General features: G+C 69.5%; 29 protein-coding genes. 11 read left to right on the forward strand and 18 right to left on the reverse strand.

Annotation, left to right across the window (positions count from 1 at the left end):
* Nucleotides 1-133 precede the first annotated feature (133 nt).
* From ACFWN2_RS17775 to ACFWN2_RS17785, 3 genes are all read right to left on the reverse strand, one after another.
* Nucleotides 134-310 carry a DUF397 domain-containing protein gene (locus ACFWN2_RS17775; RefSeq protein ID WP_382428570.1) on the reverse strand — a complete coding sequence of 59 codons (177 nt, stop codon included), beginning with the start codon at nucleotides 308-310 and terminating at the stop codon, nucleotides 134-136.
* A complete protein-coding gene (locus ACFWN2_RS17780; protein ID WP_382428571.1) occupies nucleotides 285-1139 on the reverse strand; it encodes a helix-turn-helix domain-containing protein in 855 nt (284 codons plus the stop codon). Before ACFWN2_RS17780 ends, ACFWN2_RS17775 begins: the two co-directional genes overlap by 26 nt.
* Before the next feature lie 66 nt (nucleotides 1140-1205).
* Nucleotides 1206-2426 (reverse strand): DUF222 domain-containing protein, encoded by a 1221-nt coding sequence (locus tag ACFWN2_RS17785; RefSeq protein ID WP_382428572.1) that lies wholly within the window; start codon nucleotides 2424-2426, stop codon nucleotides 1206-1208.
* Between the two features lie 271 nt (nucleotides 2427-2697).
* Between ACFWN2_RS17785 and ACFWN2_RS17790 the strand changes: the two genes are divergently transcribed.
* Both ACFWN2_RS17790 and ACFWN2_RS17795 read left to right on the forward strand, forming a co-directional pair.
* Nucleotides 2698-2973, forward strand: coding sequence for a hypothetical protein (locus ACFWN2_RS17790; protein WP_382428573.1), 276 nt, complete (start codon nucleotides 2698-2700; stop codon nucleotides 2971-2973).
* A 10-nt stretch (nucleotides 2974-2983) separates the two neighbouring features.
* A complete protein-coding gene (locus ACFWN2_RS17795) occupies nucleotides 2984-3268 on the forward strand; it encodes a hypothetical protein (protein WP_382428574.1) in 285 nt (94 codons plus the stop codon).
* Nucleotides 3269-3318: 50 nt separating this feature from the next.
* Here the strand turns inward: ACFWN2_RS17795 and ACFWN2_RS17800 are convergent, their stop codons facing one another.
* The 7 genes from ACFWN2_RS17800 to ruvC all read right to left on the reverse strand — a co-directional run bounded on the left by ACFWN2_RS17800 (nucleotide 3319) and on the right by ruvC (nucleotide 9517).
* On the reverse strand, nucleotides 3319-3810 hold the full coding sequence (locus ACFWN2_RS17800) for an adenine phosphoribosyltransferase (RefSeq protein ID WP_382428575.1): 492 nt from the start codon (nucleotides 3808-3810) through the stop codon (nucleotides 3319-3321).
* Nucleotides 3811-3833: 23 nt separating this feature from the next.
* The gene (gene secF, locus ACFWN2_RS17805) at nucleotides 3834-4985 is read right to left on the reverse strand and encodes a protein translocase subunit SecF (protein ID WP_382428576.1); all 1152 of its coding nucleotides are present in this window, start codon (nucleotides 4983-4985) and stop codon (nucleotides 3834-3836) included.
* Nucleotide 4986: 1 nt separating this feature from the next.
* Nucleotides 4987-6765, reverse strand: a complete 1779-nt coding sequence (secD, locus tag ACFWN2_RS17810; protein ID WP_382428577.1) for a protein translocase subunit SecD — start codon at nucleotides 6763-6765, stop codon at nucleotides 4987-4989.
* A gap of 128 nt (nucleotides 6766-6893) precedes the next feature.
* Nucleotides 6894-7256 carry a preprotein translocase subunit YajC gene (gene yajC / locus ACFWN2_RS17815; RefSeq protein WP_382428744.1) on the reverse strand — a complete coding sequence of 121 codons (363 nt, stop codon included), beginning with the start codon at nucleotides 7254-7256 and terminating at the stop codon, nucleotides 6894-6896.
* Nucleotides 7257-7328: 72 nt separating this feature from the next.
* On the reverse strand, nucleotides 7329-8342 hold the full coding sequence (ruvB, locus tag ACFWN2_RS17820; protein WP_382428578.1) for a Holliday junction branch migration DNA helicase RuvB: 1014 nt from the start codon (nucleotides 8340-8342) through the stop codon (nucleotides 7329-7331).
* The gene (gene ruvA / locus ACFWN2_RS17825; RefSeq protein ID WP_382428579.1) at nucleotides 8339-8920 is read right to left on the reverse strand and encodes a Holliday junction branch migration protein RuvA; all 582 of its coding nucleotides are present in this window, start codon (nucleotides 8918-8920) and stop codon (nucleotides 8339-8341) included. The genes ruvB and ruvA overlap by 4 nt, the downstream gene beginning before the upstream one ends.
* A 30-nt stretch (nucleotides 8921-8950) precedes the next feature.
* Complete coding sequence (gene ruvC / locus ACFWN2_RS17830) at nucleotides 8951-9517, reverse strand: crossover junction endodeoxyribonuclease RuvC (RefSeq protein ID WP_382428580.1); 567 nt, start codon at nucleotides 9515-9517, stop codon at nucleotides 8951-8953.
* A gap of 146 nt (nucleotides 9518-9663) precedes the next feature.
* Here ruvC and ACFWN2_RS17835 point away from each other — a divergent pair, with 146 nt between their 5' ends.
* From ACFWN2_RS17835 to ACFWN2_RS17850, 4 genes are read left to right on the forward strand one after another with little or no spacing between them, the layout of a single operon-like run.
* Nucleotides 9664-11148, forward strand: coding sequence for a diguanylate cyclase domain-containing protein (locus ACFWN2_RS17835; protein ID WP_382428581.1), 1485 nt, complete (start codon nucleotides 9664-9666; stop codon nucleotides 11146-11148).
* Nucleotides 11145-11576, forward strand: coding sequence for a cupin domain-containing protein (locus ACFWN2_RS17840; protein ID WP_382428582.1), 432 nt, complete (start codon nucleotides 11145-11147; stop codon nucleotides 11574-11576). The genes ACFWN2_RS17835 and ACFWN2_RS17840 overlap by 4 nt, the downstream gene beginning before the upstream one ends.
* Before the next feature lie 18 nt (nucleotides 11577-11594).
* Nucleotides 11595-12398: an alpha/beta fold hydrolase gene (locus ACFWN2_RS17845; protein WP_382428583.1), complete on the forward strand. Its 804-nt coding sequence runs from the start codon at nucleotides 11595-11597 to the stop codon at nucleotides 12396-12398.
* Nucleotides 12395-12895: a S1 RNA-binding domain-containing protein gene (locus ACFWN2_RS17850; RefSeq protein WP_382428584.1), complete on the forward strand. Its 501-nt coding sequence runs from the start codon at nucleotides 12395-12397 to the stop codon at nucleotides 12893-12895. Before ACFWN2_RS17845 ends, ACFWN2_RS17850 begins: the two co-directional genes overlap by 4 nt.
* On the opposite strand, the gene ACFWN2_RS17855 is transcribed toward ACFWN2_RS17850, so the two are convergent.
* Complete coding sequence (locus tag ACFWN2_RS17855; protein ID WP_382428745.1) at nucleotides 12882-13481, reverse strand: alpha/beta hydrolase family protein; 600 nt, start codon at nucleotides 13479-13481, stop codon at nucleotides 12882-12884. The two genes, ACFWN2_RS17850 and ACFWN2_RS17855, sit on opposite strands and share 14 nt — an antisense overlap.
* 18 nt (nucleotides 13482-13499) lie before the next feature.
* Nucleotides 13500-14180, reverse strand: a complete 681-nt coding sequence (locus tag ACFWN2_RS17860) for an SDR family oxidoreductase (protein WP_382428585.1) — start codon at nucleotides 14178-14180, stop codon at nucleotides 13500-13502.
* A gap of 120 nt (nucleotides 14181-14300) precedes the next feature.
* Between ACFWN2_RS17860 and ACFWN2_RS17865 the strand changes: the two genes are divergently transcribed.
* The gene (locus tag ACFWN2_RS17865; RefSeq protein ID WP_382428586.1) at nucleotides 14301-15335 is read left to right on the forward strand and encodes a serine hydrolase; all 1035 of its coding nucleotides are present in this window, start codon (nucleotides 14301-14303) and stop codon (nucleotides 15333-15335) included.
* A 110-nt stretch (nucleotides 15336-15445) separates the two neighbouring features.
* Here ACFWN2_RS17865 and ACFWN2_RS17870 read toward each other — a convergent pair whose 3' ends face one another.
* The 3 genes from ACFWN2_RS17870 to ACFWN2_RS17880 are packed head-to-tail and all read right to left on the reverse strand — an operon-like array spanning nucleotide 15446 to nucleotide 18391.
* Nucleotides 15446-16255 carry a sugar phosphate isomerase/epimerase family protein gene (locus ACFWN2_RS17870; protein ID WP_382428746.1) on the reverse strand — a complete coding sequence of 270 codons (810 nt, stop codon included), beginning with the start codon at nucleotides 16253-16255 and terminating at the stop codon, nucleotides 15446-15448.
* A complete protein-coding gene (locus ACFWN2_RS17875; RefSeq protein WP_382428587.1) occupies nucleotides 16237-17256 on the reverse strand; it encodes a dihydrodipicolinate synthase family protein in 1020 nt (339 codons plus the stop codon). Before ACFWN2_RS17875 ends, ACFWN2_RS17870 begins: the two co-directional genes overlap by 19 nt.
* Nucleotides 17249-18391: a Gfo/Idh/MocA family protein gene (locus ACFWN2_RS17880; RefSeq protein WP_382428588.1), complete on the reverse strand. Its 1143-nt coding sequence runs from the start codon at nucleotides 18389-18391 to the stop codon at nucleotides 17249-17251. Before ACFWN2_RS17880 ends, ACFWN2_RS17875 begins: the two co-directional genes overlap by 8 nt.
* A 122-nt stretch (nucleotides 18392-18513) precedes the next feature.
* Here ACFWN2_RS17880 and ACFWN2_RS17885 point away from each other — a divergent pair, with 122 nt between their 5' ends.
* From ACFWN2_RS17885 to ACFWN2_RS17895, 3 genes are all read left to right on the forward strand, one after another.
* The gene (locus ACFWN2_RS17885) at nucleotides 18514-19530 is read left to right on the forward strand and encodes a LacI family DNA-binding transcriptional regulator (protein WP_382428589.1); all 1017 of its coding nucleotides are present in this window, start codon (nucleotides 18514-18516) and stop codon (nucleotides 19528-19530) included.
* Between the two features lie 114 nt (nucleotides 19531-19644).
* Nucleotides 19645-20952 carry a hemolysin family protein gene (locus tag ACFWN2_RS17890; RefSeq protein ID WP_382428590.1) on the forward strand — a complete coding sequence of 436 codons (1308 nt, stop codon included), beginning with the start codon at nucleotides 19645-19647 and terminating at the stop codon, nucleotides 20950-20952.
* Nucleotides 20949-21974 carry a hemolysin family protein gene (locus tag ACFWN2_RS17895; RefSeq protein ID WP_382428591.1) on the forward strand — a complete coding sequence of 342 codons (1026 nt, stop codon included), beginning with the start codon at nucleotides 20949-20951 and terminating at the stop codon, nucleotides 21972-21974. The genes ACFWN2_RS17890 and ACFWN2_RS17895 overlap by 4 nt, the downstream gene beginning before the upstream one ends.
* On the opposite strand, the gene ACFWN2_RS17900 is transcribed toward ACFWN2_RS17895, so the two are convergent.
* Together ACFWN2_RS17900 and ACFWN2_RS17905 are read right to left on the reverse strand one after the other, a co-directional pair.
* Complete coding sequence (locus tag ACFWN2_RS17900) at nucleotides 21971-22297, reverse strand: cupin domain-containing protein (protein WP_382428592.1); 327 nt, start codon at nucleotides 22295-22297, stop codon at nucleotides 21971-21973. The two genes, ACFWN2_RS17895 and ACFWN2_RS17900, sit on opposite strands and share 4 nt — an antisense overlap.
* Entirely contained in the window at nucleotides 22297-23073 is a 777-nt protein-coding gene (locus ACFWN2_RS17905) for a carbon-nitrogen hydrolase family protein (protein ID WP_382428593.1), read from the reverse strand. The genes ACFWN2_RS17900 and ACFWN2_RS17905 overlap by 1 nt, the downstream gene beginning before the upstream one ends.
* A 25-nt stretch (nucleotides 23074-23098) precedes the next feature.
* Between ACFWN2_RS17905 and ACFWN2_RS17910 the strand changes: the two genes are divergently transcribed.
* On the forward strand, nucleotides 23099-23734 hold the full coding sequence (locus tag ACFWN2_RS17910) for a GntR family transcriptional regulator (RefSeq protein WP_382428594.1): 636 nt from the start codon (nucleotides 23099-23101) through the stop codon (nucleotides 23732-23734).
* Here ACFWN2_RS17910 and ACFWN2_RS17915 read toward each other — a convergent pair.
* Nucleotides 23695-25071: an MFS transporter gene (locus ACFWN2_RS17915; RefSeq protein WP_382428595.1), complete on the reverse strand. Its 1377-nt coding sequence runs from the start codon at nucleotides 25069-25071 to the stop codon at nucleotides 23695-23697. The genes ACFWN2_RS17910 and ACFWN2_RS17915 overlap by 40 nt on opposite strands.
* Nucleotides 25072-25108 lie beyond the last annotated feature (37 nt).

The raw sequence follows: 25108 nt of genomic DNA on the forward strand, positions 1-25108 counted from the left end.
CCCACGCTCCTCGGGTCTCGCGAGTACCGAGGATAACGCGTTTACCGTGATGAAACTTCCGATGGCGCGGTGAGCGGCACAGCTCACACGGTGAACGCCGCACAAACTTCCCCTGCGCCGATCACTGGGCCGATCAGGCGACGGCCTTCACGAACGCCCGCCAGGCGGAGGCGGAGAACGCCAGAACCTCACCGCGAGTGGCCTTCGAATCACGCACGAGAGCGTCCTGGGCGAGCGACACCTCAACACATGTGCCGCTGTCAGTGCTGCCGCTGTAGGTGCTCTTACGCCAGCTCCGGTCGAGCGTCATGAAGGTCCTCTCGGAGTCCGCTGACGTAGTCCGCCAGCATGCTCCGCGATTGTCCCTCATCCAGCGCGAGGGAATCCAACCACTTGAAGAACTCCCGGCTGCTCGCGATGGCTTTGCCGTCATGCGCGAACACCTGCGCCACGTCGGTTTCGCTGTAGGCGACCGGCACGAGCTTCTCGAAGCTGAACAACCTCCGGGCAGACCTCATCGCGATGGCGATGCCAGCCGAAATGGGGATGATGCGCAGGCTGTGAGTCTCGAACAACAGGCGCAGGTACTGCTCCTCCATCACCTGAGCGCTGCCCACACGCATCCTGAGCGCGAGCTCGTGCACGTAAAAGGTGCATTCCGGCCTATTCGGGCGACGCATGATCGCCTGACGGTCGACGCGCAGTTGAACGAACTTCTCGATGTTCTCCGGCGCCTCGTTGCCGCCTTCGGTGAGCAGCGCCCGCGCGTACTCCGGCGTCTGGGCGAGGCCGGGCATGGTCAAGCCGTCGAAACTGGTGATCTTTTCCGCTTGCGCCTCCGCCAGGGCGAGCGTGCGCAGGTTGTCGGGGACCGTCACCACATACGGGTCGAAGGCGTGGCGGTAGCGGTCGCGGAACGCCTCGAAGTAGCCCGTGTCGCGGCCGCACGTGAGCAGGTACTGCACGAGGTCGATCTCGCTCGCGCGCGCCTTGCCCTTCTCGATGTTGGAGACCTTGCTCGGGTCCCAGCCGAGTTGTTCCGCGAAGGCGTGGCCGGTGAGCCCCGTGAACTTCTCGCGGAGGCGGCGCAACTCGTCGCCCAGGTCGCGGCTGTAGGCGGTGGAGGTGATCGCGGTCATTGATCCGACGGTAGGCATTGACCCTCCTCCATGAACCAGCTCCTTCGGGTGAAAACGGGCGCGCCACTAGGCGGCGTGGCGGCCGGCGCGGTGGGTCTCGTTGGTTCTGGGTGTCCGGTCGGGGTCGAGCCAGGCAGGTGGGACGAACGTCGGGATTCCATTGTGGAGCTTCACCTCCCAATCGCTTCGGTGGATCAACGTGTGGTGGTGGCGGCACAGCAGGGCCGCGTTGGTGACGGAGGTTTCGCCGCCCTCCGACCAGAACTTCACGTGGTGGGCGTCGCAGTGCTTCGGTGGGCGGTCGCACCCCGGGAAGGTGCAGCCCTGATCTCTCGCCACCAGCAGGCGGCGGATGGAGGCGGGGAACGTTCTGGCCTTGCGGCCTATGTCCATCGCCTCGGACCGGCCGCCCAGCACCACCGGGATCACCCCGGCATTGCAGGCGAGGCGGCGGACCAGCGCGGCCGGGACGCGGACGTGGTTGTCGAGCGTCGCGAAGCCCGTCCGGGACGTCAGCGCCTCGTACGGCATCGTCAGGGTGAGGGTGACCGGCTCGCCGCCGTGCTCGGGCAGGCGGTCGGCGCGCAACATCAGGTCGATCAGGTCGGCGAACGCGTCGCCCTCGCGCTCGGCACGCGAGCGGGGGTCCACGCCTTCCTCCGGAGTGGTCGGGCGGGGCTTGGCCAGCGGGTCGATCATCGCCTCGAACTTGGCGCCGGTGACCTTGTCCAGCTTCGCCGACACCTCCAGTTGGTCGCCCTTCCACTCCATGCGCAGCCGGTTGACCGGCGGCGCCGGCTCCACTGGCTCGCTCGGCTCCGCGTCCTCCTGGTAGAGCCGGTACGCCAGCTCCTTGCCGAAGGAGCGCACCGCGCTGGGTTCGTGCGCCTGGGCGAACTCGACCACCGGCTGTTCCGCTGCGGGCGGCAGGTCCTTCATCACCTCGGCCACCGCCGAGATGTGCTCGCCGGACAACGAACCCTCGGCCACCGCGACGGCGGTGGCGGGAAGCTCGGGCTCCAGCAGCGCGCCGGTCGGTGTGAGCGCGCGAGCCAGCACCTCGGCCCGGTCGACCCACTGCCGCGCGGTCCTCAGATCCCACCGCACGGCGTGCCGCAGAACCTGAGCCACATTCCGATAACCCAGCTCGGCCGCCGCTCCGCGCTGTGAGAGTTCGGCGATCTTCTGCATCATCGCATTCTCACGAACGCGAATTTCCACCACGTCTCCGACGACTGCGGCAAGCAGTTCGTCGGTGGCCAGGAGGCGGAAGTCCGGTTCGCTCATGCGTTCGACAGTACCGCAGGATTTGAGCGAAAACCCACGTCAGAGCAGCCACGTTCGGGTGAACTGACTGGACAAACGCTATAGGCGCCGTTAGTGCGCATCTCTCTAGAAGCAACGTGACCACGCACGCGAATAAAACGCTATGCACGCGCACGGAACGCACGGCGTGGCCACGCATGAAATGGAGAACAGGAATTCGGCCCAGCGCACGCCTGGCGAAGGTGAGCACGTGCCGGGGAGGCGCGACCGGAGCACCTGACAGACTCGGCCCGTGAGGACTCTGCTCTGGTGCGCCGCGATGACGTTCGTGTGGCTGGGCACGATGGCGTACCTGGCCCTCGACGACCCGAGCTACGTCGATCCGCGGTCGATCATCGGCTCGTCGGTCGGCTGGGCAGTCGCGACCACCCTGAGCTGGCTGGTGCTGCGCCGCGCGAAGTCCCCGAAGCTGTGGGAGATCGCGGTCGTGACGGCCCCGGCCTCACTCGTGACACTGGTCTTCGTCAGCGTCGGCGCCGCCTTCGTGGCCCCGCCGCCGGTGGCGTGAGGAAGGCACCATGCACTCGCACAGGCCGATCTCGCACTGCCTGGCGTTCGCCGGCGTCTGGTACGCGGCGATCGTCCTGCTCAACCTGGTCACGAACGGCGCCGGCGAGGCGCTTCGGGTGGTCGCCCTCGGGGTGGTGCCGTGGCTCGGCGCGGCGGCCGCGTTGATGCGGGTCGGGCACGGCGACATGAAGGCCTGGCGGCTGGTCCTGCTGGGGTTGCCGATCTTCTACTTCCTGTGGGCCATCACCGTGGTGGTCGCCTACCGGTTCGTCGCGATGCCGGTCACGGGCTGACATGCGAAAGGGCCGGCGAAGCGTCGCCGGCCCCTTCCAAGCCACAACCGCTAGACGGTCATCAGCGCCTGGACGTCACGGCCCGCGAGCCGTGAGCGGCCCTCCAGCGCCGCGATCTCCAGCACCACCGACACACCCGTCACGACACCTCCCGCGCGCTCCACGAGCGCGCAGGCGGCCTCCGCGGTGCCTCCGGTGGCCAGCACGTCGTCGATCACGACCACGCGCTGTCCCGGCTGGATGGCGTCGGCGGGGAGCTCCAGGGACGCGGAACCGTACTCCAGCGCGTACGACTGCGAGTCGGCGACGACCGGGAGCTTGCCCGGCTTGCGCAGCGGCACGACGCCGTAGCGCCAGCCGTAACCCAGAGCAGCACCCAGGAGGAAGCCGCGCGACTCGATGGCGGCGATCACCTGGGTGCTGTCGTCGATCTTGTCCTGGAGGGCGTCGACCACGGCGCGCAGGGCGTCGGGGTCGGTGAGAACCGGCGTGAAGTCCCGGAAGACGACCCCCGGCTGGGGGAAGTCCGGGACCTCACGCATCAGTCCCAGTGCACGATCCAGTTTCAACGCTGGCGCTTTCCGGTCGGGCGGCGGCGGGCGTCGCCTGCCTTGGCGGTGCGGTGGGGCACCGACGCGGCGGCGGCGTACGCCTCCTCCTTGCGCAGGTCGGCGGCGAGCGCGTCGTCGTCGACCGACTCGATGCCCTCGGCGACCTGCGGGCCCGTCGCCTTGGAGCGGCGGGCGGCCACGCGCTTGGCCTGCGCGATGTACTTCGGGTCGCGCATCTTCAGGTCCACCAGCACCGGGGTGGCGATGAAGATCGAGGACAGCGCGCCGATGAACATGCCGACGAGCTGCACGAGCGCCAGGTCCTGCAGGGTGCCGACGCCCAGGATGCCGACGCCGACGACCAGCAGGCCGATGACCGGGAGGAGCGCGATCAGCGAGGTGTTGATCGAGCGCATCAGGGTCTGGTTCAGCGCCAGGTTCGACGCCTCGGCGTACGTGCGGCGGGTCAGGCCCAGCAGGCCTCGGGTGTTCTCCTTGACCTTGTCGAACACGACGACCGTGTCGTACAGGGAGAAGCCGAGGATCGTGAGCAGACCGATCACCGTCGCCGGCGTCACCTCGAAGCCGACGAGCGAGTACACGCCCGCGGTGATGATGACGTCGTGGAACACGGCGACGAGCGCGCCGACGGCCATCTGCCACTCGAAGTAGAACACCAGGAAGATCGTCACCGCGATGAAGAACCAGAACAGGGCCCACAGGGCCTTGCCGCTGATCTCACCGCCCCAGGACGCGGAGACGGCGCTGTCGGAGATCGCCGACTGGCCGCCCTGCGGCTGGAGGTCCTGCGCGAGGCCCGTCTTGAGCGCCGCGACCTCCGCGACGTTCAGCGCGGGCGACTTGAGCTGGATCGACGCGCTGGCACCGGAACCGACGGCCTGCACGGCGGTCGGCCTCTTGCCGGGCACGGCCTTGGCGTAGGCGTCCTCGACCGCGGTCGTCGAGATCGTCTGGCCGCTGGTCGCGACCGACGGCATCGAGATCTTGGTGCCGCCCTTGAAGTCGATGCCGAGGTTGAAGCCGCTGAACACCATCGAACCGATGCAGACCAGCAGGATGATGCCGGACACGATGTACCAGCGGGTGCGCTTGCCGACGATGTCGAAGGCGCCGTTGCCCACGTAGAGGCGTGAGAACACGCTCATGTCAGGCCTCCTTCACGGCGGTCGTCTTGCCGGTCGTGGCGGCGCGATGTGCGGCACCCTCGCGGGCGGCACCGCCCAGGCCGGACAGGCTCGGGTTGGACAGGAACTTGGACTTGGACGCCATCGCGACGAGCGGGTGCGTCACGAGGAACACGACGACGAGGTCGAGGACCGTCGACATGCCCAGGGTGAACGCGAAGCCCTTCACCTGGCCGACCGCGATCACGTACAGCACGGCGGCGGCGATGAAGCTGACCGCGTCGGCCGAGAGGATCGTGCGGCGCGAACGGACCCATGCGCGTGGCACGGCCGAGCGGAACGAACGGCCTTCACGCACTTCGTCTTTCAGACGTTCGAAGAAGACGATGAACGAGTCCGCGGTGATACCGATGGCGACGATGAAGCCCGCGATGCCCGCCAGGTCCAGCGTGAAGCCGATGACGCGGCCCAGCAGCACCAGGAACGCGTAGATGATCACGGCGGAGAGCACCAGCGACAGGATCGTCAGGATGCCCAGGAGCCGGTAGTAGAACATGCAGTAGACGAAGACCAGCGCGAGGCCGATGCCGCCCGCGATGAGGCCGGCCTTGAGCGACTGCAGGCCGAGCGTCGGGGAGACCGTCTGCGCCTCGGACGCGTCGAAGGACAGCGGCAGCGCGCCGTACTTCAGCGTGTTCGCGAGGTTCGTGGCCTCGTTCAGCGTGAACTTGCCGCTGATCTCGGTGGAACCACCGGAGATCGCCGCCTGGATGGTCGGCGCGGACATGACCTCGCCGTCGAGCACGACCGCGACGGCCTGCTGGACGTTGGCCGCGGTGAACGAGCCCCACTTCGTGCCGCCCTCGGACTTGAAGTCCAGGTTGACGACGTAGCCGGTGCCGTTCGGGTTGGCGTTCGCGGCGGCGTTGCTGATGTCCTCACCGGTCAGGCGGGAGTAGTTCGAGTAGTCGTCCGCCTTGGTCTCGGTGTCCTCCTTGGGAGGGTTGACCGGGGCCAGCGTGTACTTGAACTCGCCCTTCTCGTCACAGGTGACGAGGGGCTTGTCGAGGTCGTCGTTGCCGCGCAACGGGTCGGCCTTCGCGCAGTCGAGCATGAGCGCGGCCTGCTGCAGGACCTGCGGGTCCGTGGACTGGCGCAGCGCCTTCGCCTCCTGGATCTCCTTCGCGACCTTCGGGTCGACGTTGGAGGGAGCGGACGGCGTGCTGGGCGCGGTGCTGGACGGCGCGGTGCTGCTCGACGGCGGCGTGCTGGAGGGCTGCGCGGCCAGGTTCGGCGCGGGGCGGCCCTGGGGCGCTCCGCTCGACGGCGGCGGGCTGCCGGCGCTCTGGCTCGGCGGCGCCGACGGCGGCGTGCTCGCGTCGCCGGACGGCGGAGTGCTCGTCTGCGGCACGGCGCCGGCGGGGACCGGCTGGCCGATGACCTTGCGGAACGCGAGGCGGGCGGTCTGGCCGAGGCCCTTCGCGCCTTCGCTGTCCGCGCCCGGGACCGTGATCACCAGGTTGTTGCCGTCTCGCACGACCTCGGCACCGGAGACGCCGAGACCGTTCACGCGGACCTCGATGAGGTCACGTGCGCGGCTGAGCGCCTCCTCGCTGGGTTGGGCTCCGTCTTCCTGACGCGCGGTCAGCGTGACGAGCGTGCCACCCTGCAGGTCGATTCCGAGCTTGGGTTTGGCCGAACCGTTCCCGGTCAAAAAGACCAGGGCGTAGAGCGCGACCACGATGAGGACAAAACTCGCCAGATACTTCGCAGGGCGAATTTGCCCGGCCGGAGGTGCCACGATCCGTCCGTCTCCTAGTAGCGATGGTTTCCGAGCGCGCAGCGTAACGCGCGCCAGGTGAGCTGCGCGTCACTACCTGGAGTTGGCGGTGTTCACAGTTGCCAACTCCAGGTGTCACGACTTTGTTGTTACTTCTTGGCGTTGTGGTCCAACGGTTCCGCGACCTGTGCGGTGGTCGCCGGCTCCTCGTCCTCGTCCGCCTTGTCCTCGACGACGGTCTCCTCGGTCTCCGCGACCTTCTCGCGGATCGCGGCGCGCAGCCACCGGGTGACGACGCCCTCGGAGATCTCGATGTCGATGGTGGTCTCGTGGCTGGCGTCGGCGACCGTGCCGTAGAGGCCGGAGGTCGTCATCACCTTGTCGCCGGGCGCGAGCGAGTTCTGCAACGACTGCTGCTCGGCCATCGCACGCTTCTGCTTGCGCGCGCTGAGGAACAGCGGCACCGCGAGCAGAACCAGGAGCAACGGGAAAAGCAAACTGCCTAGGTCCATCATTCTCCGATCAAGTGGACATGCCTCGACGCACGCCCGATATGTCCAGGTGCTTTCGCCGATTGTGCCAGGTCACCACAGTTGATCACCGGCGGGCGGTTCCAGCCCCAGGTGGTACCACGCGGCGGGCGTCGCCACTCGGCCGCGCGGTGTCCTGGCCAGCATGCCAGCCCGCACCAGGTAGGGCTCGCACACCTCTTCGACGGTGGTCGGCTCCTCACCGACGGCGACCGCGAGGGTGGCGACGCCGACAGGGCCACCGTTGAAGCTCTTGACCAGGGCGTTGAGCACCGCGCGGTCGAGCCGGTCGAGGCCGAGGTCGTCGACGTCGTAGACGACGAGGGCCTGCTTCGCGATCTCCTCCGTGACCCGGCCGTCGGCCCTGACCTCGGCGAAGTCGCGGACGCGGCGCAGCAGGCGGTTCGCGATGCGGGGGGTGCCGCGGGAGCGTCCGGCGATCTCGATGGCGGCGTCCTCGGCGATGTCGACGCCGAGGATCTTGGCGCTGCGCTTGACGATGAGGTCGAGCTCGGCGGCGCTGTAGAACTCCATGTGCCCGGTGAAGCCGAAGCGGTCGCGCAGCGGGCCGGTCAGCTGGCCCGACCTCGTCGTGGCTCCTACCAGCGTGAACGGTGCGATGTCGAGCGGGATGCTGGTCGCGCCGGGGCCCTTGCCGACCATCACGTCGACGCGGAAGTCCTCCATCGCGAGGTACAGCATCTCCTCCGCCGGCCTCGCCATGCGGTGGATCTCGTCGATGAAGAGCACGTCGCCCTCGACCAGGTTCGACAACATCGAAGCGAGGTCGCCCGCACGTTCGAGGGCGGGGCCGCTGGTGATGCGGATGGCGGCGTTGAGCTCCTTGGCGATGATCATCGCCAAGGACGTCTTGCCCAGCCCCGGCGGGCCGCTGAGCAGGACGTGGTCCGGGGCCGCGCCCCGCCGCATCGCGCCGTGCAGGACTAGTTCGAGCTGCTCGCGGACGCGCTGCTGGCCGACGAACTCGTGCAGGTCGGCGGGACGCAGGCTGGTCTCGACGTCGCGCTCGGCGGGCGCGACGTACGGGCTGAGCTCGTCCTCGGTCACTTGCGCCCCAGGGTCGCGAGCGCACGGCGCAGGACGGCCGGGGTGGACTGGTCGGGGTTGTCGGAGAGGACCTTGTCGACGGTGGCCTCGGCGGCCTTGGCCGGGAAGCCGAGGCCGAGGAGCGCCTCCACGACGTGGTCACGCGTCTGGCTGTGCGCGGGCGTCGTGAGCGTGGGGAGCTGACCGACCTTGTCGCGCAGCTCGATGATGAGGCGTTCCGCGCCCTTCTTGCCGATGCCCGGGACCTGCGTGAGCACGGTGATGTTGCCCTCGGCGAGGGCGTGGCGGAGCTTGTCGGGCTCCAGCACGGCGAGCGTGGCCAGTGCGATGCGCGGGCCGATGCCGCTCACGGTCTGGAGCAGGCCGAACAGCTCGCGGGCCTCGGCGTCGGCGAACCCGAAGAGGGTGAGGCTGTCCTCGCGGACGATCAGGGTGGTGGCGAGCGTGGTCTCCTCGCCGCGGCGCAGGCTCGCGAGGGTGGTGGGGGTGGCCTGCACGGCGAACCCGACGCCGCCCACCTCGACGACGGCGTGGTCGAGGCCGACGTGCTGCACCTGGCCGCGCAGTGACGAGATCACCTGGTTCCTCCGGACTTCACGAGCTGGACGTTAGTGGGTGCGCCTGGCCGCTTCGGCCAGCTTCGCCTTGTGCACGCGGGCCAGTTCCGCGGCGCGGGCCTGCGCCTCTTCCAGGCGCGACCGCATCGGCGCGCGCCAGTGGTGGCAGATGGCCAGCGCCAGCGCGTCCGCCGCGTCCGCGGGCTTCGGGGCGACCTTCAGGCCGAGCAGCTTGGTCACCATCGCGGTCACCTGCGCCTTGTCCGCGCGGCCGGAGCCCGTGACGGCGGCCTTCACCTCGGACGGCGTGTGGAACTCGACCGGCAGGTTCCGCTGCGCGGCGGCCAGTGCGACGACGCCCGACGCCTGCGCGACCCCCATCGCGGTGCGGACGTTGTGCTGCGCGAAGACGCGTTCGATGGCCACGACCTGAGGTTCGTAACGGTCGAGCCACACGCAGACGCCGTCGTACAGCTCATGCAGGCGCACGGACAGCGGAGCGTCCACGGGCGTGCGCAGGACGTCGACGGCCACGGCGCGCACGACCCGGCCCGGCCCGCCGTCGACCACGCCGAAGCCGCACCTGGTCAGACCGGGGTCGACCCCGAACACCCGCACAACAGCTCCCCGGATCGCCGAACGAACAACAGTTCGAACCATATCCGGTGCACCCATAGGGGACTCGCACCGACACGGACTGACGCGGTTCGACAAGTCCACGCCGCCGTTACTACGGTGGTCGGGTTTCGATCACAGGAGTCACGGTGAAGAGGTTCTGGGTCGTCGCCACGTGCGTCGGCACCTTCATGGCGATCGCCATCCTCACCGCCCTGGCCGCGCCCCGCGATATCGGTATCGCAATCGACAAGGTCGTGCAGCTCGTCTTCGCCATCGCGGCGTTGGTCGTCTACGCGCGCGCCCGCGACAAGTGGATGACGGCGGCGATGATCAGCCTCTCCGTCGGGTTGTCCGCGTGGATCTGGGGCCAGCAGATCATGGGCGTGCAGCTGCCGTCGTCCACGATCGCGCCGCTCGGGTTCACGATGGTGCCGGTGCTCTGCCTGGCCGCGGTCGTCGTGAAGGCGCAGAAGCGCACGGCCGACGACCTGCTGCCGAACTACCGCAGTCGCACGGTGCTGATCCTCGACGGGCTGATCGTCATCGGGTCGCTGTTCGTGCTGACGTGGGTGTCGGCGCTCGAGTCGCTGACCCGCGCGTGGGCCACCGAGGGGCCGGGGTTCGCCACGGTCATCGCGCATCCCGCCGCCTATCTCGTACTGCTCGTGGCGATCGTGGTGATGTCGTGGACGCATCAGTCCCTGCGTCAGTGGCCGATGCTGTTCGTCGCGCTGGCCGGTATCGCGCAGTCGTCGTCGGGCTGGGTGTTCGCGTTCCACATCGCGCAGGGCAACACGGCGATCCCGGCGACCGCGGACATCGGGTTCATGCTGTGCCCGGCGTTCTTCCTGCTGAGCGCACTGGCTCCGGCGCGCACCCTCGACCCCACGCCCGGACGCCTGCGCACGGCCGACTTCCTGCATCTGTCGGTGCCGTACCTGCCGCTCGCGGTCACCGGTCTGTTCATCAGCTGGAACACCGCGACGGGTGGCCGCCTGAACCCGGTCGAGATCTACGTCGGAATCCTGGTCGTGTGTCTCGTGATCGTGCGTCAGCTGCTCACGATGATGGACAACCTCCGGCTGATGGACCAGCTGCGAGTCTCTCGCGAACAGCTACGGCACGAGGCGACGCACGACCCGTTGACCGGCGTCGCGAACCGCTCGCTCTTCCGCGAACGGCTGGAGCGCGCTCTCGCGGTGCGTGACCGCGCGAAGCCGTTGATCCTGCTGTTCATCGACGTGGACGGCTTCAAGGCCGTGAACGACAACAACGGGCACGCCGAGGGTGACGTCGTTCTGCGCAACGTCGCCGCACGACTGGAGAACAGCGTCCGGCCGGAGGACACCGTGGCGCGGCTCGGCGGCGACGAGTTCGGCGTGCTGGTCGACGGCGGCGACGCGGACGAGATCGGCGCGCGGCTGCTCACCTCGTTGGGACATCCGCACGAGGTGCTGGGCCGGGTGCACCGGGTGCACGCCAGCATCGGTGTGGCGCAACGGTTCTCGTACGACCCCTCGATCACCGCCGACGACGTGCTCGGAGCCGCGGACGCCGCGATGTACACGGCGAAGCGGCTCGGCAAGGGCATGGTCGTCGTGCACGGTTCACCGCTACCGGAGATGACGTGACCCCTGAGCAGTTGATTTCCGCGCTGGGCATGCAGGAGCTGCCCGTCGAGGGCGGGTACTTCGCGCAGACGCACCGTTCGGACGAGGCGTCCGCGATCGCGTACCTGTTGCGCAGCCCCGACTTCTCCGGCATGCACGTGCTGAAGCACCTGGAGATCTACCACTTCCACGCGGGGTCGCCGTTGCGGATGCTGCTGCTGCACCCGGACGGCGCGGTGACGTCGCCGGTGCTGAGCGCGTCGAACCCGCAGGTCGTGGTGCCGGCGGGCGTGTGGCAGGGCAGCACTCCGGCCGGTGACTGGTCGTTGGTGGGCACGGTGGTGGTGCCGCCGTACACCGACGACGTCGTGGAGTTCGGGCACGCGGACGACCTGTGCGCGCGTTATCCCTCACACGCTGCCCTGATTCGGCCCCTGTGCAGGTTCTAGCTCTCTAGGATCTTCGGAATGGCGCTCGTCCAGCTCAACGGCATCGACCTGAACGTCCAGACCGAGGGTTCCGGCGACCTCGTCGTGCTCGTCATGGGCACAGGCAGTCCCGGCCGCGTCTGGCGCACCTACCAGGTGCCCGCGCTGGTCAAGGCCGGCTACCGGGTGGCGTACTTCGACAACCGCGGCATCAGGCCGTCGTCCGAGTGCGCCGGCGGCTTCACGATCGACGACATGGTCGCCGACACCGCCGCCCTCATCACGCACCTGGGCGGGCCCGCGCACGTGATCGGCACGTCGCTGGGCGGCCGCATCGTCCAGGAGCTGGCGCTGACCCGCCCGGAGCTGGTGCGGTCGGCGGTGATGATGGCGACCTCCGGCCGTCCCGAGCCGGTGCAGCAGGCGTGGACGCAGGCCCTGTGCGACCTGCACGACAAGGGAGTCGAGATCCCGCTGTCGTTCTACTCGGTGGCGTCGGTGATCAGGAACCTGTCGCAGACGACGCTGGCCGACCCGGTCGTCGCCCGCGACTGGCTGCAGATGTACGAGTTCGCCGGCAACACGATGAGCGCGGGCGAACGCATCCAGCTCGGCCTCGGCGAGTACGACACGCGCCTGGCCGCCTACCGCGCCGTCACCGTCCGGTCGCTGGTCGTCGGGTTCGCCGACGACGTCGTGCTGCCGCCCCGGTTGTCGCGCGAGGTGGCGGACGCGATCCCGGGCGCCCGGTACGCGGAGGTGGCGGGCGCGGGGCACGTGGGGTACCTGGAGCGGCCCGACGAGGTCAACCGGCTGCTGGTGGAGTTCCTGGGCGGAGCGTGAACCCCCAGGAGCACCCGGAACTCGACGCGTTCCTGTCCCGGCTGCGGCGTGGTGACGTGCTGTCCGGCACGGTCGCGGCGATCGAGCGGTTCGGGGTGTTCGTGCGGCTCGACGACGGTCCCGCGCACCCGCTCTTCCCCGGCGTCGGCTTCGTGACGGCTCCCGAACTGACTTGGCGCCACGTCTTCGACATGTCCGACGTCGTGGCGGTCGGCGAACGCGTCACCGGTGAGTTCCTGCAGTACGACACGTGGAACATGGAAGCCCGGCTGTCGCTGAAGGCGCTGCAGCCGGACCCTCTCCGCTCGTTCGCCGCAGGGCAGGAGTTCCGCGGCACGGTGAGCAAAGTGGTCCCGTTCGGAGTCTTCGTCCGGATCGCCGACGGCGTGGAAGGCTTGATCGCCGACCCCGATCTGGCCCTGGTCGGCGAGGAGGTCGACGTAGTGATCACGGACGTCGACCTGCCGCGGCGCCGGCTGGTCCTCAGCGTGCGGTGACGAACTCCGCCGTCTCGGCGGCCAGGTCGTCCAGGAAACGTACGCGGTCGAACGCGGGATCCTCCTGCACGCCCGGTGGGAGCGTGTTCATGAAGCTGAAGTGGCCCGCGCCCGGCACGACCCGCAGGTCGACGGGGCCGGGGGCGGTGCGCAGGACCTCGATCTGAGCGAGCGGGGTGACGGTGTCCGCCGTGCCCGCATAGACGCGCATCGGCACCTGCACGCCGGCCAACGCGCCGGGGCCGGCGAACCAGCCCGCGGCGGGCGCCAGCAGCACGAGGCGGGTCACCCTCGGCTCGCGCGGGACGTCGAACGGTCTGCCGTCGCGGCCCCACGGGGTCGCGCCCGCCAGGCACAGGGCGGCCCAGCCGCCGATCGAGTGGCCGACCACCGTCACGTCGCCCTCGGTGCCGCGCAACGCCTCGATCAGCCCGTTCGGGCGTGCCAGCAGGTCTTGCGGGCGGGCCTCGCCCGGCATCAGGCGGTCGAACGACGGTGCGATCACCTGGCAGCCTGCGGCTTCGAGGTGGTCCAGCAGGGGGCGGTGCCGTTGCGGGTCACCGCCGCCGCCCGCGGCGAAGAGCACGATCAAGGCGAACCTCCGTCAGCGGTGTGCTGCCTGGCCGGTGGGCCGCAGCAGGATCTCGTTCACGTCCACAGTGGACGGCTGGGACACGGCGTAGAGGACCGCCCTGCCCACGTCCTCCGGTTCCAGCTTCGGGTCGTCCACACGCGACGGCGGGATGGCGTCGGTGTCGGTCAGGCCCGGCTGGACGATCGTCACCCTGACGCCGGTGCCGACCGCTTCGGCGCGGATCGCCTGTGCCAGGCCGGTGATCGCCCACTTCGTCGCCGAGTACAGGTTGCCCGGTCGCACTCCCCTGCCCGCGGCGGAGCCGGTCAGCACCAGGTGGCCGCCCGCTCGCATCAGGGCGGGCATCGCGGCGCGGGCCGTGAAGGCAGGGCCGCACACGTTCGTGACGACCATGTCCGTCCATTCGGAAGGCTCGGCACCCGACGAGGAGACGAACGACGTGTCCACCGAAACGCCCGCATTGGCGAACACCACATCGATTCGTCCCCAACGTGATTCCACTCGGGACATGAGATCTTGCACGGAATCCCACGAAGAAACGTCGCATCGGGCGTCCCAGCCTCGATCACCGACAGATTCTTCCGCCGAACGCGAGGCCCTGACCACCCGGTACCCCGCCTGAGCTGCCAAGGAGGCCGTTGCCGCCCCGATACCGCGGGAGGCGCCGGTCACCACGAAGACGTTTTCCATGATCGGGAACCCTAGTGGCGCCACTGCGGACGGTGCCGCGCGAAACCGCGCCCGGACGGGTGCATCGGGATGTCGGCCCGAGTCAGGGAAACGTCAGTGGCGCCTGTTTGGATACCGCGCATGACATTGAACCGCAGGTCCGTGTTCGGACTGGGAACCGTCGCGGCCGCGACGGCCGTGCTCGGCTCCAACGGTGCGGCACAGGCGCAGGAAGACGCGGAGGCAGAGATCGAACGCTCCCCCGCGACCGCCGACCGGTCGCGCAAGCGCGTGGCCCAGGTTTATCGCCGGCAGGCCCGCAAGGCCAGAGGCACGTGGTCCTCGCTGATCACGGTCGCCGATCTCGACGGGACCACGAGGTCCGCCGTGGACGAGGACGCCGACAAGGTCGTGGAGGCCTACAGCGTCAACAAGGTGGCCGTCGCGGTCGCCGTGCTGGACAAGGTGGACCGCGGGCTGATCAGGCTCGACCAGACGGTCACCGTGTCGTCCGCCATCGTCATCCAGGACACCGACGGCATCTTCGCGCTCGACGGCGCGTACCCGAGCGAGGTCACCGTCGGCCACGCGCTGGCGAACCTGCTCACCGTCTCCGACAACACCGCTGTGCGACTGTGCGGCCTGGTCGTGCCGGCGCTGGAGCTCAACGAGATCCTGCGCTCCAAGGGTTTCGTGCACACGCAGGTCGTGCCGGTCGCGAACCCGAACCGCTTCTTCCTCGGCACCACGACGGCGCGCGAGACGCACACGTTGCTGCAGAAGCTGGTCGACGGCCAGCTGCTGTCCGCCGCGTCGACCGCCTACCTGCTCAACATCCTGCGCGCGACGGCGAGCTTCACCGACGGCGTGCGGCTCAACCTCACGACGAACGAGCGCCTGCGCGTCGCGACGAAGGCCGGCTGGTTCGCCGACGGCCGCAACGAGGCCGGGATCATGTTCAGCGCGGACGACCGGGCGATCCTGGTCTACTCGCTGTTCGCGTCGGGCGAGTTCTCCGGTGACAAGGCCGTCAACGAGGAGGACTTCAGCACCACGCACCCGGCCGTGGCGGCCCGCGCGGAGCTCGGACGGTCCATGTTCGACGCGGTCATCAAGATCACCACGACGCGTCCGAGGCACCGCGCGAAGGTCTACCGGTTCTTCAACGGCGGCTGATTTCCTGAGATTTCTCTGAATTCAGGACCACGAAGCCCTGACTTTCGGCTATACAGGCTCCAACGCCGGGGTCGGTCGTCGCCGCCGTCGACGACCGGCTTCCCGCGTGACTAGTGCAGCGCCGGTTCCACAACGTCGTGGTACCCGCGTTTCACCTGCTCGATCACCTCGTCGAAGTCCGCCGCCCAGATGTCGGCGTTGAAGATCTCGACCTCGACGTCGCCCGCGTATCCCGTCGCCGCGACGTGCCTGGTGAGGCGGTCCAGGTCGATGTCGCCGTCCCCCGGATAACCGCGGCCCAGCAACACGTCCGCGGGCACGGGCGTGAGCCAGTCGCACACCTGGTACGACGCGATGTGCGGTCCCGCGCGCACGATCTGCGCGTCCAGGTCGGGGTCCCACCACACGTGCAGCGCGTCGACAACGACGCCGACAGAGGTGTTCTGCTCGGCCAGGTCGAGTGCCTGGGACAACGTCGACAGCACGCCGCGGTCCGCGCAGAACACCGGGTGCATGGGTTCGAGTGCCAGCGTCACGCCCGCTTCCCCCGCGTACACCGACAGTTCGGCGATGGCGTCGGCGACGCGCTGACGTGCGCCGACGAGGTCCTTGTCGGGCTGCACTCCCCCGACGACCATGACGAGCACGTCGGTGCGCAGCGCCGCCGCCTCGTCGATCGCGCGGCGGTTGTCGTCCAGGGCGGCGCGGTTGTCGGTGGCCGTGAGGAACCCTCCGCGGCACAACGACGACACGCGCAGCCCGGCGTCCGCGACGAGTTTCGCGGTGCGGTCGAGGCCGTGGTCGGCGACCGGTTCGCGCCAGAGGCCGATGGACTCGATGCCGTGCCGCGCACAGCCTTCGACGGCCTCGGCGACGGTCGCGCGTTTGATCGTGGCCTGGTTCAGCGAGAGGCGAGCCACTGCTGCCACCGCCGTTCCGCGAACTCCGGTTCGATCACGCCGGCGATCTCGGCGAGGCGTTTCGCCTCGGCCAGGTGTTCCACGGTGCGCGCGGATTCCAGGCCACCGAGAAGTTGGAACCGTTCCTGGTGTCCCGCGAGCCACGCCAGGAACACGACACCCGTTTTGTAGTAGTACGTCGGCGTGCTGAACAGATGGCGCGACAACGGAACCGTCGGCGCCATGATCCGGTGGAACTCGTCGGTGTCACCCTCCGCCAGCTTGGCCAGAGCGCGCGCCGCGACCGGTGCGATCGGGTCGAAGATGCCGAGCAGCGCGTGGCTGAAGCCCTCGGAGTCGCCCGCGATCAGCTCCGGGTAGTTGAAGTCGTCGCCGGTGTAGCAGCGGACGCCCTCGGGAAGGGCGCGGCGCAGCCCGATCTCGTGGCCGGCGTCGAGCAGCGAGACCTTGACGCCGTCGACCTTGTCCGGCCGCGAGCGGATGATCTCCAGGAAGTTCGCGGTGGCCTGGGGAACGTCCGCGGAACCCCAGTAGCCCTCCAGCTTGGGGTCGAACGCGGTGCCGAGCCAGTGCAGCACCACCGGTTCGCTGACGCGGTCGAGCAGCGTGCCGTAGACCTTCTCGTAGTCCTCGGGACCACGCGCCGCGGCGGCGAGCTGGCGCGAGCACATCAGCACGGGCTGCGCGCCTGCCTCCTGGACGACGTCGAGCTGCTCCAGGTAGGCGTTCAGCACGTCGTCGAGGTCCGCGTCGCCTTCGAGGTGGTCGGTCGCGACGCCCGCGCAGATCCGTCCGGCCTTCTCGGCGGCGCTGCGGCGGATGAGCTCGGCGGCCGTCGGCCAGTCCAGGCCCATGCCGCGTTGCGCGGTGTCCATGGCCTCCGCGACGCCCAGGCCGTGCGACCACAGGTGGTGCCGGAACGCGAGAGTCGCGTCCCAGTCCACTGTGCGCTCATCTTCGGCCACCACGTGCGCGGCGGCGAACACGATGCGGCTAGACACCTTCGATCTCCACCCGTCGACCCTCCGAAGAGGACTGGAGCCCGGCCGCGGCCAGAGCGACACCGCGTGCGCCGGCGCGGAAGTCGTGCGGGAACGGCGCGCCCTCGTAGACGTGGCGCAGGAACTCGGCCCACTGCACCTTGAAGCCGTTGTCGAAGTCCTCGTTGTCCGGCACCTGCTGCCACTGGTCGCGGAACGGGTGCGTGACCGGCAGGTCCGGGTTCCAGACCGGCTTCGGCGTGACGGCGCGGGGCTGCACGAAGCACTCGCGCAGCCCCGCGACCGCACTCCCCTCGGTGCCGTCCACTTGGAACTCGACGAGCTCGTCGCGGCGCACGCGCACGCACCACGACGAGTTGATCTGGGCGATGACGCCGTTCGCGATCTCGAAGATCCCGTACGCGGCGTCGTCCGCGGTGGCCTCGTAGGCGTTGTTCTGCTCGTCCCAGCGCGTCGGGACGTGCGTGACGGCCTTCGCGGTCACCGCCTCGACGCGGCCGAACAGGTCGTGCAGCAGGTAGCTCCAGTGGCAGAACATGTCCGCGACGATGCCGCCGCCGTCCTCCGCCCGGTAGTTCCAGCTCGGGCGCTGCGCGGTCTGCCAGTCGCCCTCGAAGACCCAGTAGCCGAACTCACCGCGCACGCTGAGGATCCGGCCGAAGAAGCCGCCGTCGATCAGCCGCTTGAGCTTGCGGATGCCCGGCAGGTACAGCTTGTCCGCCACGACACCGTGCTTCACGCCCTTCTCCTCGGCCAGGCGCGCGAGCTGCAGCGCCTCCTCGACCGTTTCCGAGACCGGTTTCTCGGTGTAGACGTGCTTGCCGGCCTCCAAGGCCTTCGTGATCGACTCGACGTGCCGCGACGTGACCTGCGAGTCGAAGTAGATCTCCACGGACGGGTCGGCGAGCGCCCCGTCGAGGTCCGTCGTCCAGTGCGCCAGGTCGTGGCGCTCGGCGATCTCCTTGAGCTTGTCGGCGTTGCGGCCCACGAGGACCGGTTCCACCTTCAGCACGGTCCCGTCCTGCAACCGCACGCCCTCTTCGCGCAACGGCAGCAGGGACCGGACCAGGTGCTGGCGATAGCCCATCCGCCCCGTGACGCCGTTGACCGCCACTCCGATGGTCCGAACCGCCATCACACCTCCCTGGTAGCAGCGCTGGAAAGCGCTTTCCCGCCACGCTAATCGCGGTGCTTCGCGGACGTCAACCTCCTCGCGAGTTAGTCTCAGCGCTCACATGCGTGTTGACGGAGGTGGTCGTGTCCGCCCGACAGGTGACGCTCGCCGAGGTGGCGAGGCAGGCGGGTGTGTCGTTGGCGACCGCTTCTCGCGTGCTCAACGGCAGCACCCGGCAGGTGAGCGGGGACCTGAGCGAACGCGTCCTGCGCACCGCCGAGGAGCTCGGCTACGTGCCGAACGCGTCGGCCCAGGCGCTCGCCCGCAACTCCAGCTCGCTGGTGGGGCTGGTGGTCCACGACATCACCGACCCGTACTTCTCGTGCATCGCGGCGGGGGTGACGCGGGTGGCCGAGGAGGCAGGGCTCGTCGTCGTCCTCGGCACGACCGGGCGCCGTCCCGAACGTGAGGCGGAGCTGCTCTCCACCCTGCGCGCGCATCGGGCGCGTGCGGTGGTGCTGGCCGGTTCGCGCACCACGGACCGTGCGGCGCAGTCACGGCTCGCGGCCGAGATCGACGCGTTCACCGAGCAGGGCGGGCGTGTCGCGTGCGTGTCGCAGGCGAAGCTCGGCACCGACACGGTCGTGCCCGGCAATCGTGCGGGAGGGCGCGCGCTCGCCCGTGCGCTCGCGGAGCTCGGGCACAAGAAGTTCGCCGTATTGGGTGGTCCCTCCGAACTCGTGGTGGCCCGCGACCGGCTCGCCGGGTTCAAGGCGGGGCTGAACGACGCCGGCGTCGCGCCTCCCGTGGTGATCAACGGCGCCTTCACCCGCGACGGCGGGTACGCGGCCGCGATGGAGCTGCTGGGCTCGAAGTCCCGCGCCACCTGCGTGTTCGCCGTGACCGACGTCATGGCGATGGGCGCGATGGCCGCGCTGCGCGAACGTGGCGTGCGGGTGCCCGAGGACATGTCGATCGCCGGGTTCGACGACATCCCGACGCTGCGGGACACCGTGCCCGCTTTGTCCACTGTGCGACTTCCGTTGGAGGAGATGGGCGAGATCGCCGCAGGTCTCGTGCTCGACGGCGGAGGTGACGAGGCCCGCACCGTCCGTGTGGCGGGTGAGGTGGTGCTCAGGGCGTCGACTGCCCACAATTAGACTCGTCTGGCTATTCACGTACTTAGTCACGAGGAGTTGAGCCGTCCCCATGGGGTCTGGCCCTGACTGGCATATAAACCCGGTCCCACGTTCCTGCTGCTCAGGAGCACGTAGGTGACCGGAATCCTGTTGAGCGTGCTCGGTCTGGTCGCCGTCGTGGCGCTCACCGCGGGCACCTTCATCGCCGTGGCGGCGGAGTTCTCACTCACCGCGCTGGAACGGAGCACCGTCGAACGCCACGTCGCCGAAGTCGGTGACGCGAAGGCGAGAACCATCGACCGCGCCCATCGCACCCTCTCGTTCCAGCTCTCCGGCGCGCAGCTCGCCATCACGCTGACCACGCTGATCACCGGTTACATCGCGGAGCCCGCGATCGCGAACCTGATCGAGCCCGGTCTCACCGCGGTCGGCGTGTCCGAACCGGTGGCCGACTGGCTGTCGCTGGCGCTCGCGCTGGCGATCGCCACGGCGTTGTCGATGGTGTTCGGCGAGCTGGTGCCCAAGAACCTGGCGATCGCGAAGCCGCTGGAGACCGCGCGGGGCGTGGTCAGCCTGCAGGCCGGGTTCTCGACGGTCTTCCGCTGGCTGATCAACGCGATGAACAACTCGGCGAACTGGCTGGTCCGGCGCTTCGGCGTCGAACCGGTCGAGGAGCTGGCGTCCGCGCGGTCGCCGGAGGAGCTGGGCGCGCTGGTCCGCACGTCGGCCGAGCACGGCACCCTCGACGAGGGCACGGCCGCGCTGCTGGACCGGTCGCTGCGCTTCGGCGACCGGACGGCGGGCGAGCTGATGACGCCGCGCGTGCGGGTGGAGGCGCTCCGGGCGGACGCGACGGTGGCGGACCTCGTGCTGAAGGCCCGCGAGACGGGTTTCTCGCGGTTCCCGGTGCACAACGGGTCGTTGGACGAGGTCAGCGGCATCGTGCACGTCAAGCAGGCGTTCGCCGTGCCGTCCGCCCTGCGCGGGTCCACGCCGTTGTCGGCAGTGGAGCGGCCCGTGTACTCGGTGCCGGAGACGCTGGAGGGCGACGCGCTGCTCGACCGGCTGCGCGCGTCCGGGCTGCAGACCGCACTCGTCGTGGACGAGTACGGCGGCACTGCCGGGATGGTGACGCTGGAGGACGTGGTCGAGGAGATCGTCGGCGACGTGCGCGACGAGCACGACCGAGGTGAGGCCGCACCGGTGCGGTCGCTGGGCAAGGACAGCTGGATCGTGTCCGGGCTGCTGCGCGACGACGAGGTGGCCGACGCGACCGGGTTCCAGATGCCGGAGGGCGACTACGAGACGCTGGCCGGACTGGTGCTGGCGCGGCTCGGGCGGATCCCGGACGTCGGTGACGAGATCCGCGTCGACGGGTGGAGGGTGACCGTCATGAGGATGGACAAGCACCGCGTGGCCGAGCTGCGGGTGGTGTCCTCGTGAACTTCCTCGTCATCGCTTTGCTGCTGGCAGGCAACGCCTTCTTCGTCGGTGCCGAGTTCGCGGTGATCACCGCGCGCCGGGACCGGCTGGAAGCGTTGGCGGACAAGGGTTCCGCGCGGGCCCGCACCGCGATCAAGGCGTCGCAGGAGCTGCCGTTGCTGATCGCGGGCGCGCAGCTGGGCATCACGCTGTGCTCGCTGGGGCTCGGTGCGATCGCCGAACCCGCTCTGGCTTCCGTGCTGGAGGGGCCCCTCGGCGCCGTAGGGCTGCCGGTGGCCGTGGTGCACGGTGTGGCGTTCGCGGTGGCGTTGGTCATCGTTGTCGCGCTGCACACGATCCTCGGCGAGATGGTGCCGAAGAACCTCGCGATCGCCGGTCCCGAACGGGCCGCGGTGTGGCTCGTGCCCGTGCACTACGGGTTCTCGCGGATGATCGCGCCGGTGCTGGCGATGTTCACCGCCGTGGGCCGGTGGGTGCTGCGCCGGTTCGACGTCGAGCCGGTCGACGAGCTGGAGTCGGCCTACACGCCGGACGAGCTCGCGCTGCTGATCGGTCAGTCGCGGTCCGAGGGTCTGCTGGAGGACTCGGAGCACCGGCGGCTCGCGCAGACGTTGTCGTCGGCCGAGCGCACGGTGGCCGACGTCCTGGTGCCGCTGGAGAAGCTCACGACGGTGCCCGCGTTCCCGACCGTCGGGGACATGGAGGCCGCCATCGCCGCGACCGGGTTCTCGCGCTTCCCCGTGCTCGCCGACACCGGCCTGGTCGGGTATCTGCACGTCAAGGACGTGCTGGACTTGGAGGGTCAGACCACCTCGGTGCCGCGTGATCGTGTGCGCGGTCTGCCGGAGGTGCCGGTGGACGCCCGGCTGGACGAGGCGCTGGCCGCGTTGCGCCGGGCGCAGTCGCACCTGGCGCGCGCGGTGAACGCCGACGGCACCGTGCTCGGCGTGGTGGCTTTGGAGGACCTGCTGGAGGAGTACGTGGGCACCGTGCGCGACGGCACCCACGTGCGGCGCGGCTAAGGCGCGGTGCGGATCTCCAGCATCGTGCAGCCGTGGTCCGTCCGGTAGGGACCGTGGGGCATTCCGGGGCGGCGGCTCGTGAAGTCGCCGGCCCGGAACGTGCTTCCCAGGGTCAGGTCGGTGAGGTCGCCCTCCAGCAGGTAGACCTCCTCGTGGTAGTCGTGGCGGATCACGTCGTGGGTCACGAGGCCCGGTTCCCAGTGCGCGATCCTCGTGAGGGTCGACGTGTCCGGGTCGCGACTCAGGACCCGTTCGGTGACGCCCTGTCCCGCCGGGCGCCACTCGACCGAGGCTGCGGGGAAGAACTCGTGCTCCTCGCGCATCAGAGCCTCCGGTTCGCGAGCACGGGCAGCTTCGCGCGGACTTCCTCGACGAGGTCCACGTCCACATCGGACAGGATCGTGCCGGGGGCGCCTTCGAGGCGCTCGCGGACGGTGCCGATCGGGTCGACCACGGCGCTGCGGCCGATTCCCGTGGGGGCGGAGCCGTGGTCGGCGTCCGGGTCCGCCTGGCCGCAGGCGAGGACCCACGAGGTGGCGTCCAGGGCGCGGGCCTGGACCAGCAGGTCCCACTGGGCGGCCTTGCCGGGGCCCGCTCCCCAGGAGGCGCCGAGCAGGATGACCGGTGCGGTGGTGGCGAGGCCGCGGAAGAGTTCGGGGAACCTGACGTCGTAGCAGGTGGCGAGGCCGATCGTGGTGCCGTCGACGTCGAACGTCACCGGCTTCTCGCCGGGGGTCACGCCGTCGGACTCGCGGAAGCCGAACGCGTCGAACAGGTGGATCTTGTCGTAGCCGAGGTGCAGGCCGCCGCCCGTGACGAGCGTGGTGTTGGCGACCCTCTCCCCCTCGCCCGGGGTGAACATTCCGGCCACCACCACGACGTCGTGCTCGTCGGCGATCTCGCGGACCGCGGTCGCCCACGGGCCGTCGAGGGGTTCGGCGACCGGACCCAGTGGCACGCCGAAGCGGCACTGAGTGGCCTCCGGGAACTGCACGACGCGTGCACCTTGTTGTGCGGCGCTGGCCACGTGGGCGCGCACGGTGGCAAGGTTCTCCTGCGGATCAGCGGTGGAGCTGATCTGGCAAAGCGCGAAGCGCATGATCCTCCTCTGGTATACATGTTGTATGCAGGCTGCAGACTCGTTGTCCGGCAGGGAAAAGGCTTACGAGTTCCTCAAGGACACCATCCTCGCCGACCCCGAGATGCAGGGGCGGTTCATCAGCGAGCAGGACGTCGCCAACCAGATCGGCGTCTCCCGCACGCCGATCCGCGAGGCCCTGCTGCTGCTCGCCGCCGAGGACCTGGTGCAGCTCGTGCCGAAGAAGGGCGCGTACGTCGCGCCGTTGTCCTCGCGGCAGATCGGCGAGCTGATGGAGCTGCGCGGCATCGTCGAGCGGTACGCGGCCGAGCGCACGATGGCCGAGGGCACCGTGCCGTTGCGGAAGATGCAGGAGCTCGTCGAGCAGCAGCGGTTCCTGGTCGAGGACGCGCGGCAGTTCATCGACGTCGACCGCCAGTTCCACGCGTTGCTGGTCGCGGCGACGGGCAACGAGCTGCTGACGAAGACGTACGAGGGGTTGCGCGCCCGGCAGGTGCGCGCGGGTGTCGTCGCGTTGTACCGGGCGCACGGCAGGCAGCAGGCCGTGATCGACGAGCACAACGTGATCGTGGCCGCGCTCGAGTCCGGGGACGTCGAGGCGGCCACGGCGGCGATCACCGCTCACTTGGACACGACGTTGAAGGTGCTGCTCAACGGTTGATCGGGGAGCTCGGACCCGATCTCCTCCTCCGGCTGCGGATCGCGGCCGAGCCACAGGCCGACCAGGGTCACCACGCAGGCCACGGTCACGTAGAGGCCGACGACGACCCACGTGCCGAACCCGGCCAGCAGCGCCGTGAAGAGCAACGGGGCGATGGCGCCGCCGATCACGCCGGCGAGGGTGTAGGCGAGCGAGCTGCCGGTGTAGCGCAGGCGTTCGGTGAACTGCTCGGCGATGAACGCGGCCTGCGGCCCGTACATGAACGCGTGGAAGGCCAGGCCCACCACGACACCGAGCACGATCAGCGGCCACGACTTCGTGTCGATGAGCGGGAACAGCACGAACGGCCACACGGCGCCGAGCACCGCGGCGGTCGCGTACAGGCCGCGGCGGTTGACCTTGTCGGACAGCCAGCCGGCGAGCGGCATCAGGAACAGCTGGAAACCCGAGGCGATCAGCACGGCGAGGAGGCCGACGTTGCGCGGCAGCTTCAGCTGGGTCGTGAGGTAGGTCAGCACGAACACGGTGTGCAGCGCGTAGAGGACGTCCGGGCCGACGCGGCACAGCACGGCGGCGACCAGCGGACGGGTCTGCGTGCGGAACACCTCGCTGATCGGCGCGGACGGGCGGTCGCCGCGCGCCTCGATCGCCTTGAAGACCGGAGTCTCCTCCAGCTTCACGCGGATCCACAGGCCGAAGATCACGAGCACCGCGGACAGCAGGAACGCCACGCGCCAGCCCCACGACATGAACGCCGCGTCCGACAGCGCCACACCGAGCAGCGCGAGCACGCCGTTGGCCATCAGGTTGCCGGCGGGCGGCCCGATCTGGGCGGCTGAGGCCCAGAAGCCGCGCTGTTTCGGGTTGCCGTACTCGCTGGACAGCAGCACGGCGCCGCCCCACTCGCCGCCGAGGCCGACGCCCTGCGCGAACCGCAGCAGCACCAGCAGCACACCGGCCGCCGGGCCGATCGCGGCGTGCGTCGGCAGCAGGCCGATGAGCAGCGTCGCGATACCGGTGATCAGCAACGTCGTGACGAGCACGCGTTTGCGGCCGATCTTGTCGCCGAGCCGGCCGAACAGGAACCCGCCGAGCGGCCGGGACAGGTAGCCGACGGCGTAGGTCGAGAACGCGAGCAGCGTCGCGGTGAGCGGCTCTTCGCTCGGGAAGAACAGCGGGCCGAGCACAACGGCCGCGGCGACGTTGTAGATCGCGAAGTCGTACCACTCCAGGGCGGTACCGGAGAGCGAGGCGACGAACGCCCGTACGAGCGCGCTGCGGGGTACGTCCGGTGTGCCCGGCTGTGGCGTTGCTGTCGTTGCTGAGTCAGGCGGCATGCGGTAATACTGCCTGTATACAACTCGTATGCGCAAG

Origin of the sequence: Lentzea sp. NPDC058436 (assembly GCF_042721515.1) — a bacterium.
Classification (GTDB): domain Bacteria; phylum Actinomycetota; class Actinomycetes; order Mycobacteriales; family Pseudonocardiaceae; genus Lentzea.

Excerpts from the sequence above, each read along its gene's own strand:
- ACFWN2_RS17780 (WP_382428571.1), bottom strand. The coding sequence starts at position 1,139 with ATGACCGCGATCACCTCCACCGCCTACAGCCGCGACCTGGGCGACGAG.
- ACFWN2_RS17880 (WP_382428588.1), bottom strand. The coding sequence starts at position 18,391 with ATGGCGGTTCGGACCATCGGAGTGGCGGTCAACGGCGTCACGGGGCGG.
- ACFWN2_RS17900 (WP_382428592.1), bottom strand. The coding sequence starts at position 22,297 with ATGCGCGAGGAGCACGAGTTCTTCCCCGCAGCCTCGGTCGAGTGGCGC.
- ACFWN2_RS17800 (WP_382428575.1), bottom strand. The coding sequence starts at position 3,810 with ATGCGTGAGGTCCCGGACTTCCCCCAGCCGGGGGTCGTCTTCCGGGAC.
- ACFWN2_RS17860 (WP_382428585.1), bottom strand. The coding sequence starts at position 14,180 with ATGGAAAACGTCTTCGTGGTGACCGGCGCCTCCCGCGGTATCGGGGCG.
- ACFWN2_RS17845 (WP_382428583.1), top strand. The coding sequence starts at position 11,595 with ATGGCGCTCGTCCAGCTCAACGGCATCGACCTGAACGTCCAGACCGAG.
- ACFWN2_RS17915 (WP_382428595.1), bottom strand. The coding sequence starts at position 25,071 with ATGCCGCCTGACTCAGCAACGACAGCAACGCCACAGCCGGGCACACCG.
- ACFWN2_RS17785 (WP_382428572.1), bottom strand. The coding sequence starts at position 2,426 with ATGAGCGAACCGGACTTCCGCCTCCTGGCCACCGACGAACTGCTTGCC.
- ACFWN2_RS17905 (WP_382428593.1), bottom strand. The coding sequence starts at position 23,073 with ATGCGCTTCGCGCTTTGCCAGATCAGCTCCACCGCTGATCCGCAGGAG.
- ACFWN2_RS17910 (WP_382428594.1), top strand. The coding sequence starts at position 23,099 with ATGCAGGCTGCAGACTCGTTGTCCGGCAGGGAAAAGGCTTACGAGTTC.
- ACFWN2_RS17865 (WP_382428586.1), top strand. The coding sequence starts at position 14,301 with ATGACATTGAACCGCAGGTCCGTGTTCGGACTGGGAACCGTCGCGGCC.
- ACFWN2_RS17775 (WP_382428570.1), bottom strand. The coding sequence starts at position 310 with ATGACGCTCGACCGGAGCTGGCGTAAGAGCACCTACAGCGGCAGCACT.
- yajC (WP_382428744.1), bottom strand. The coding sequence starts at position 7,256 with ATGGACCTAGGCAGTTTGCTTTTCCCGTTGCTCCTGGTTCTGCTCGCG.
- ACFWN2_RS17795 (WP_382428574.1), top strand. The coding sequence starts at position 2,984 with ATGCACTCGCACAGGCCGATCTCGCACTGCCTGGCGTTCGCCGGCGTC.
- secF (WP_382428576.1), bottom strand. The coding sequence starts at position 4,985 with ATGAGCGTGTTCTCACGCCTCTACGTGGGCAACGGCGCCTTCGACATC.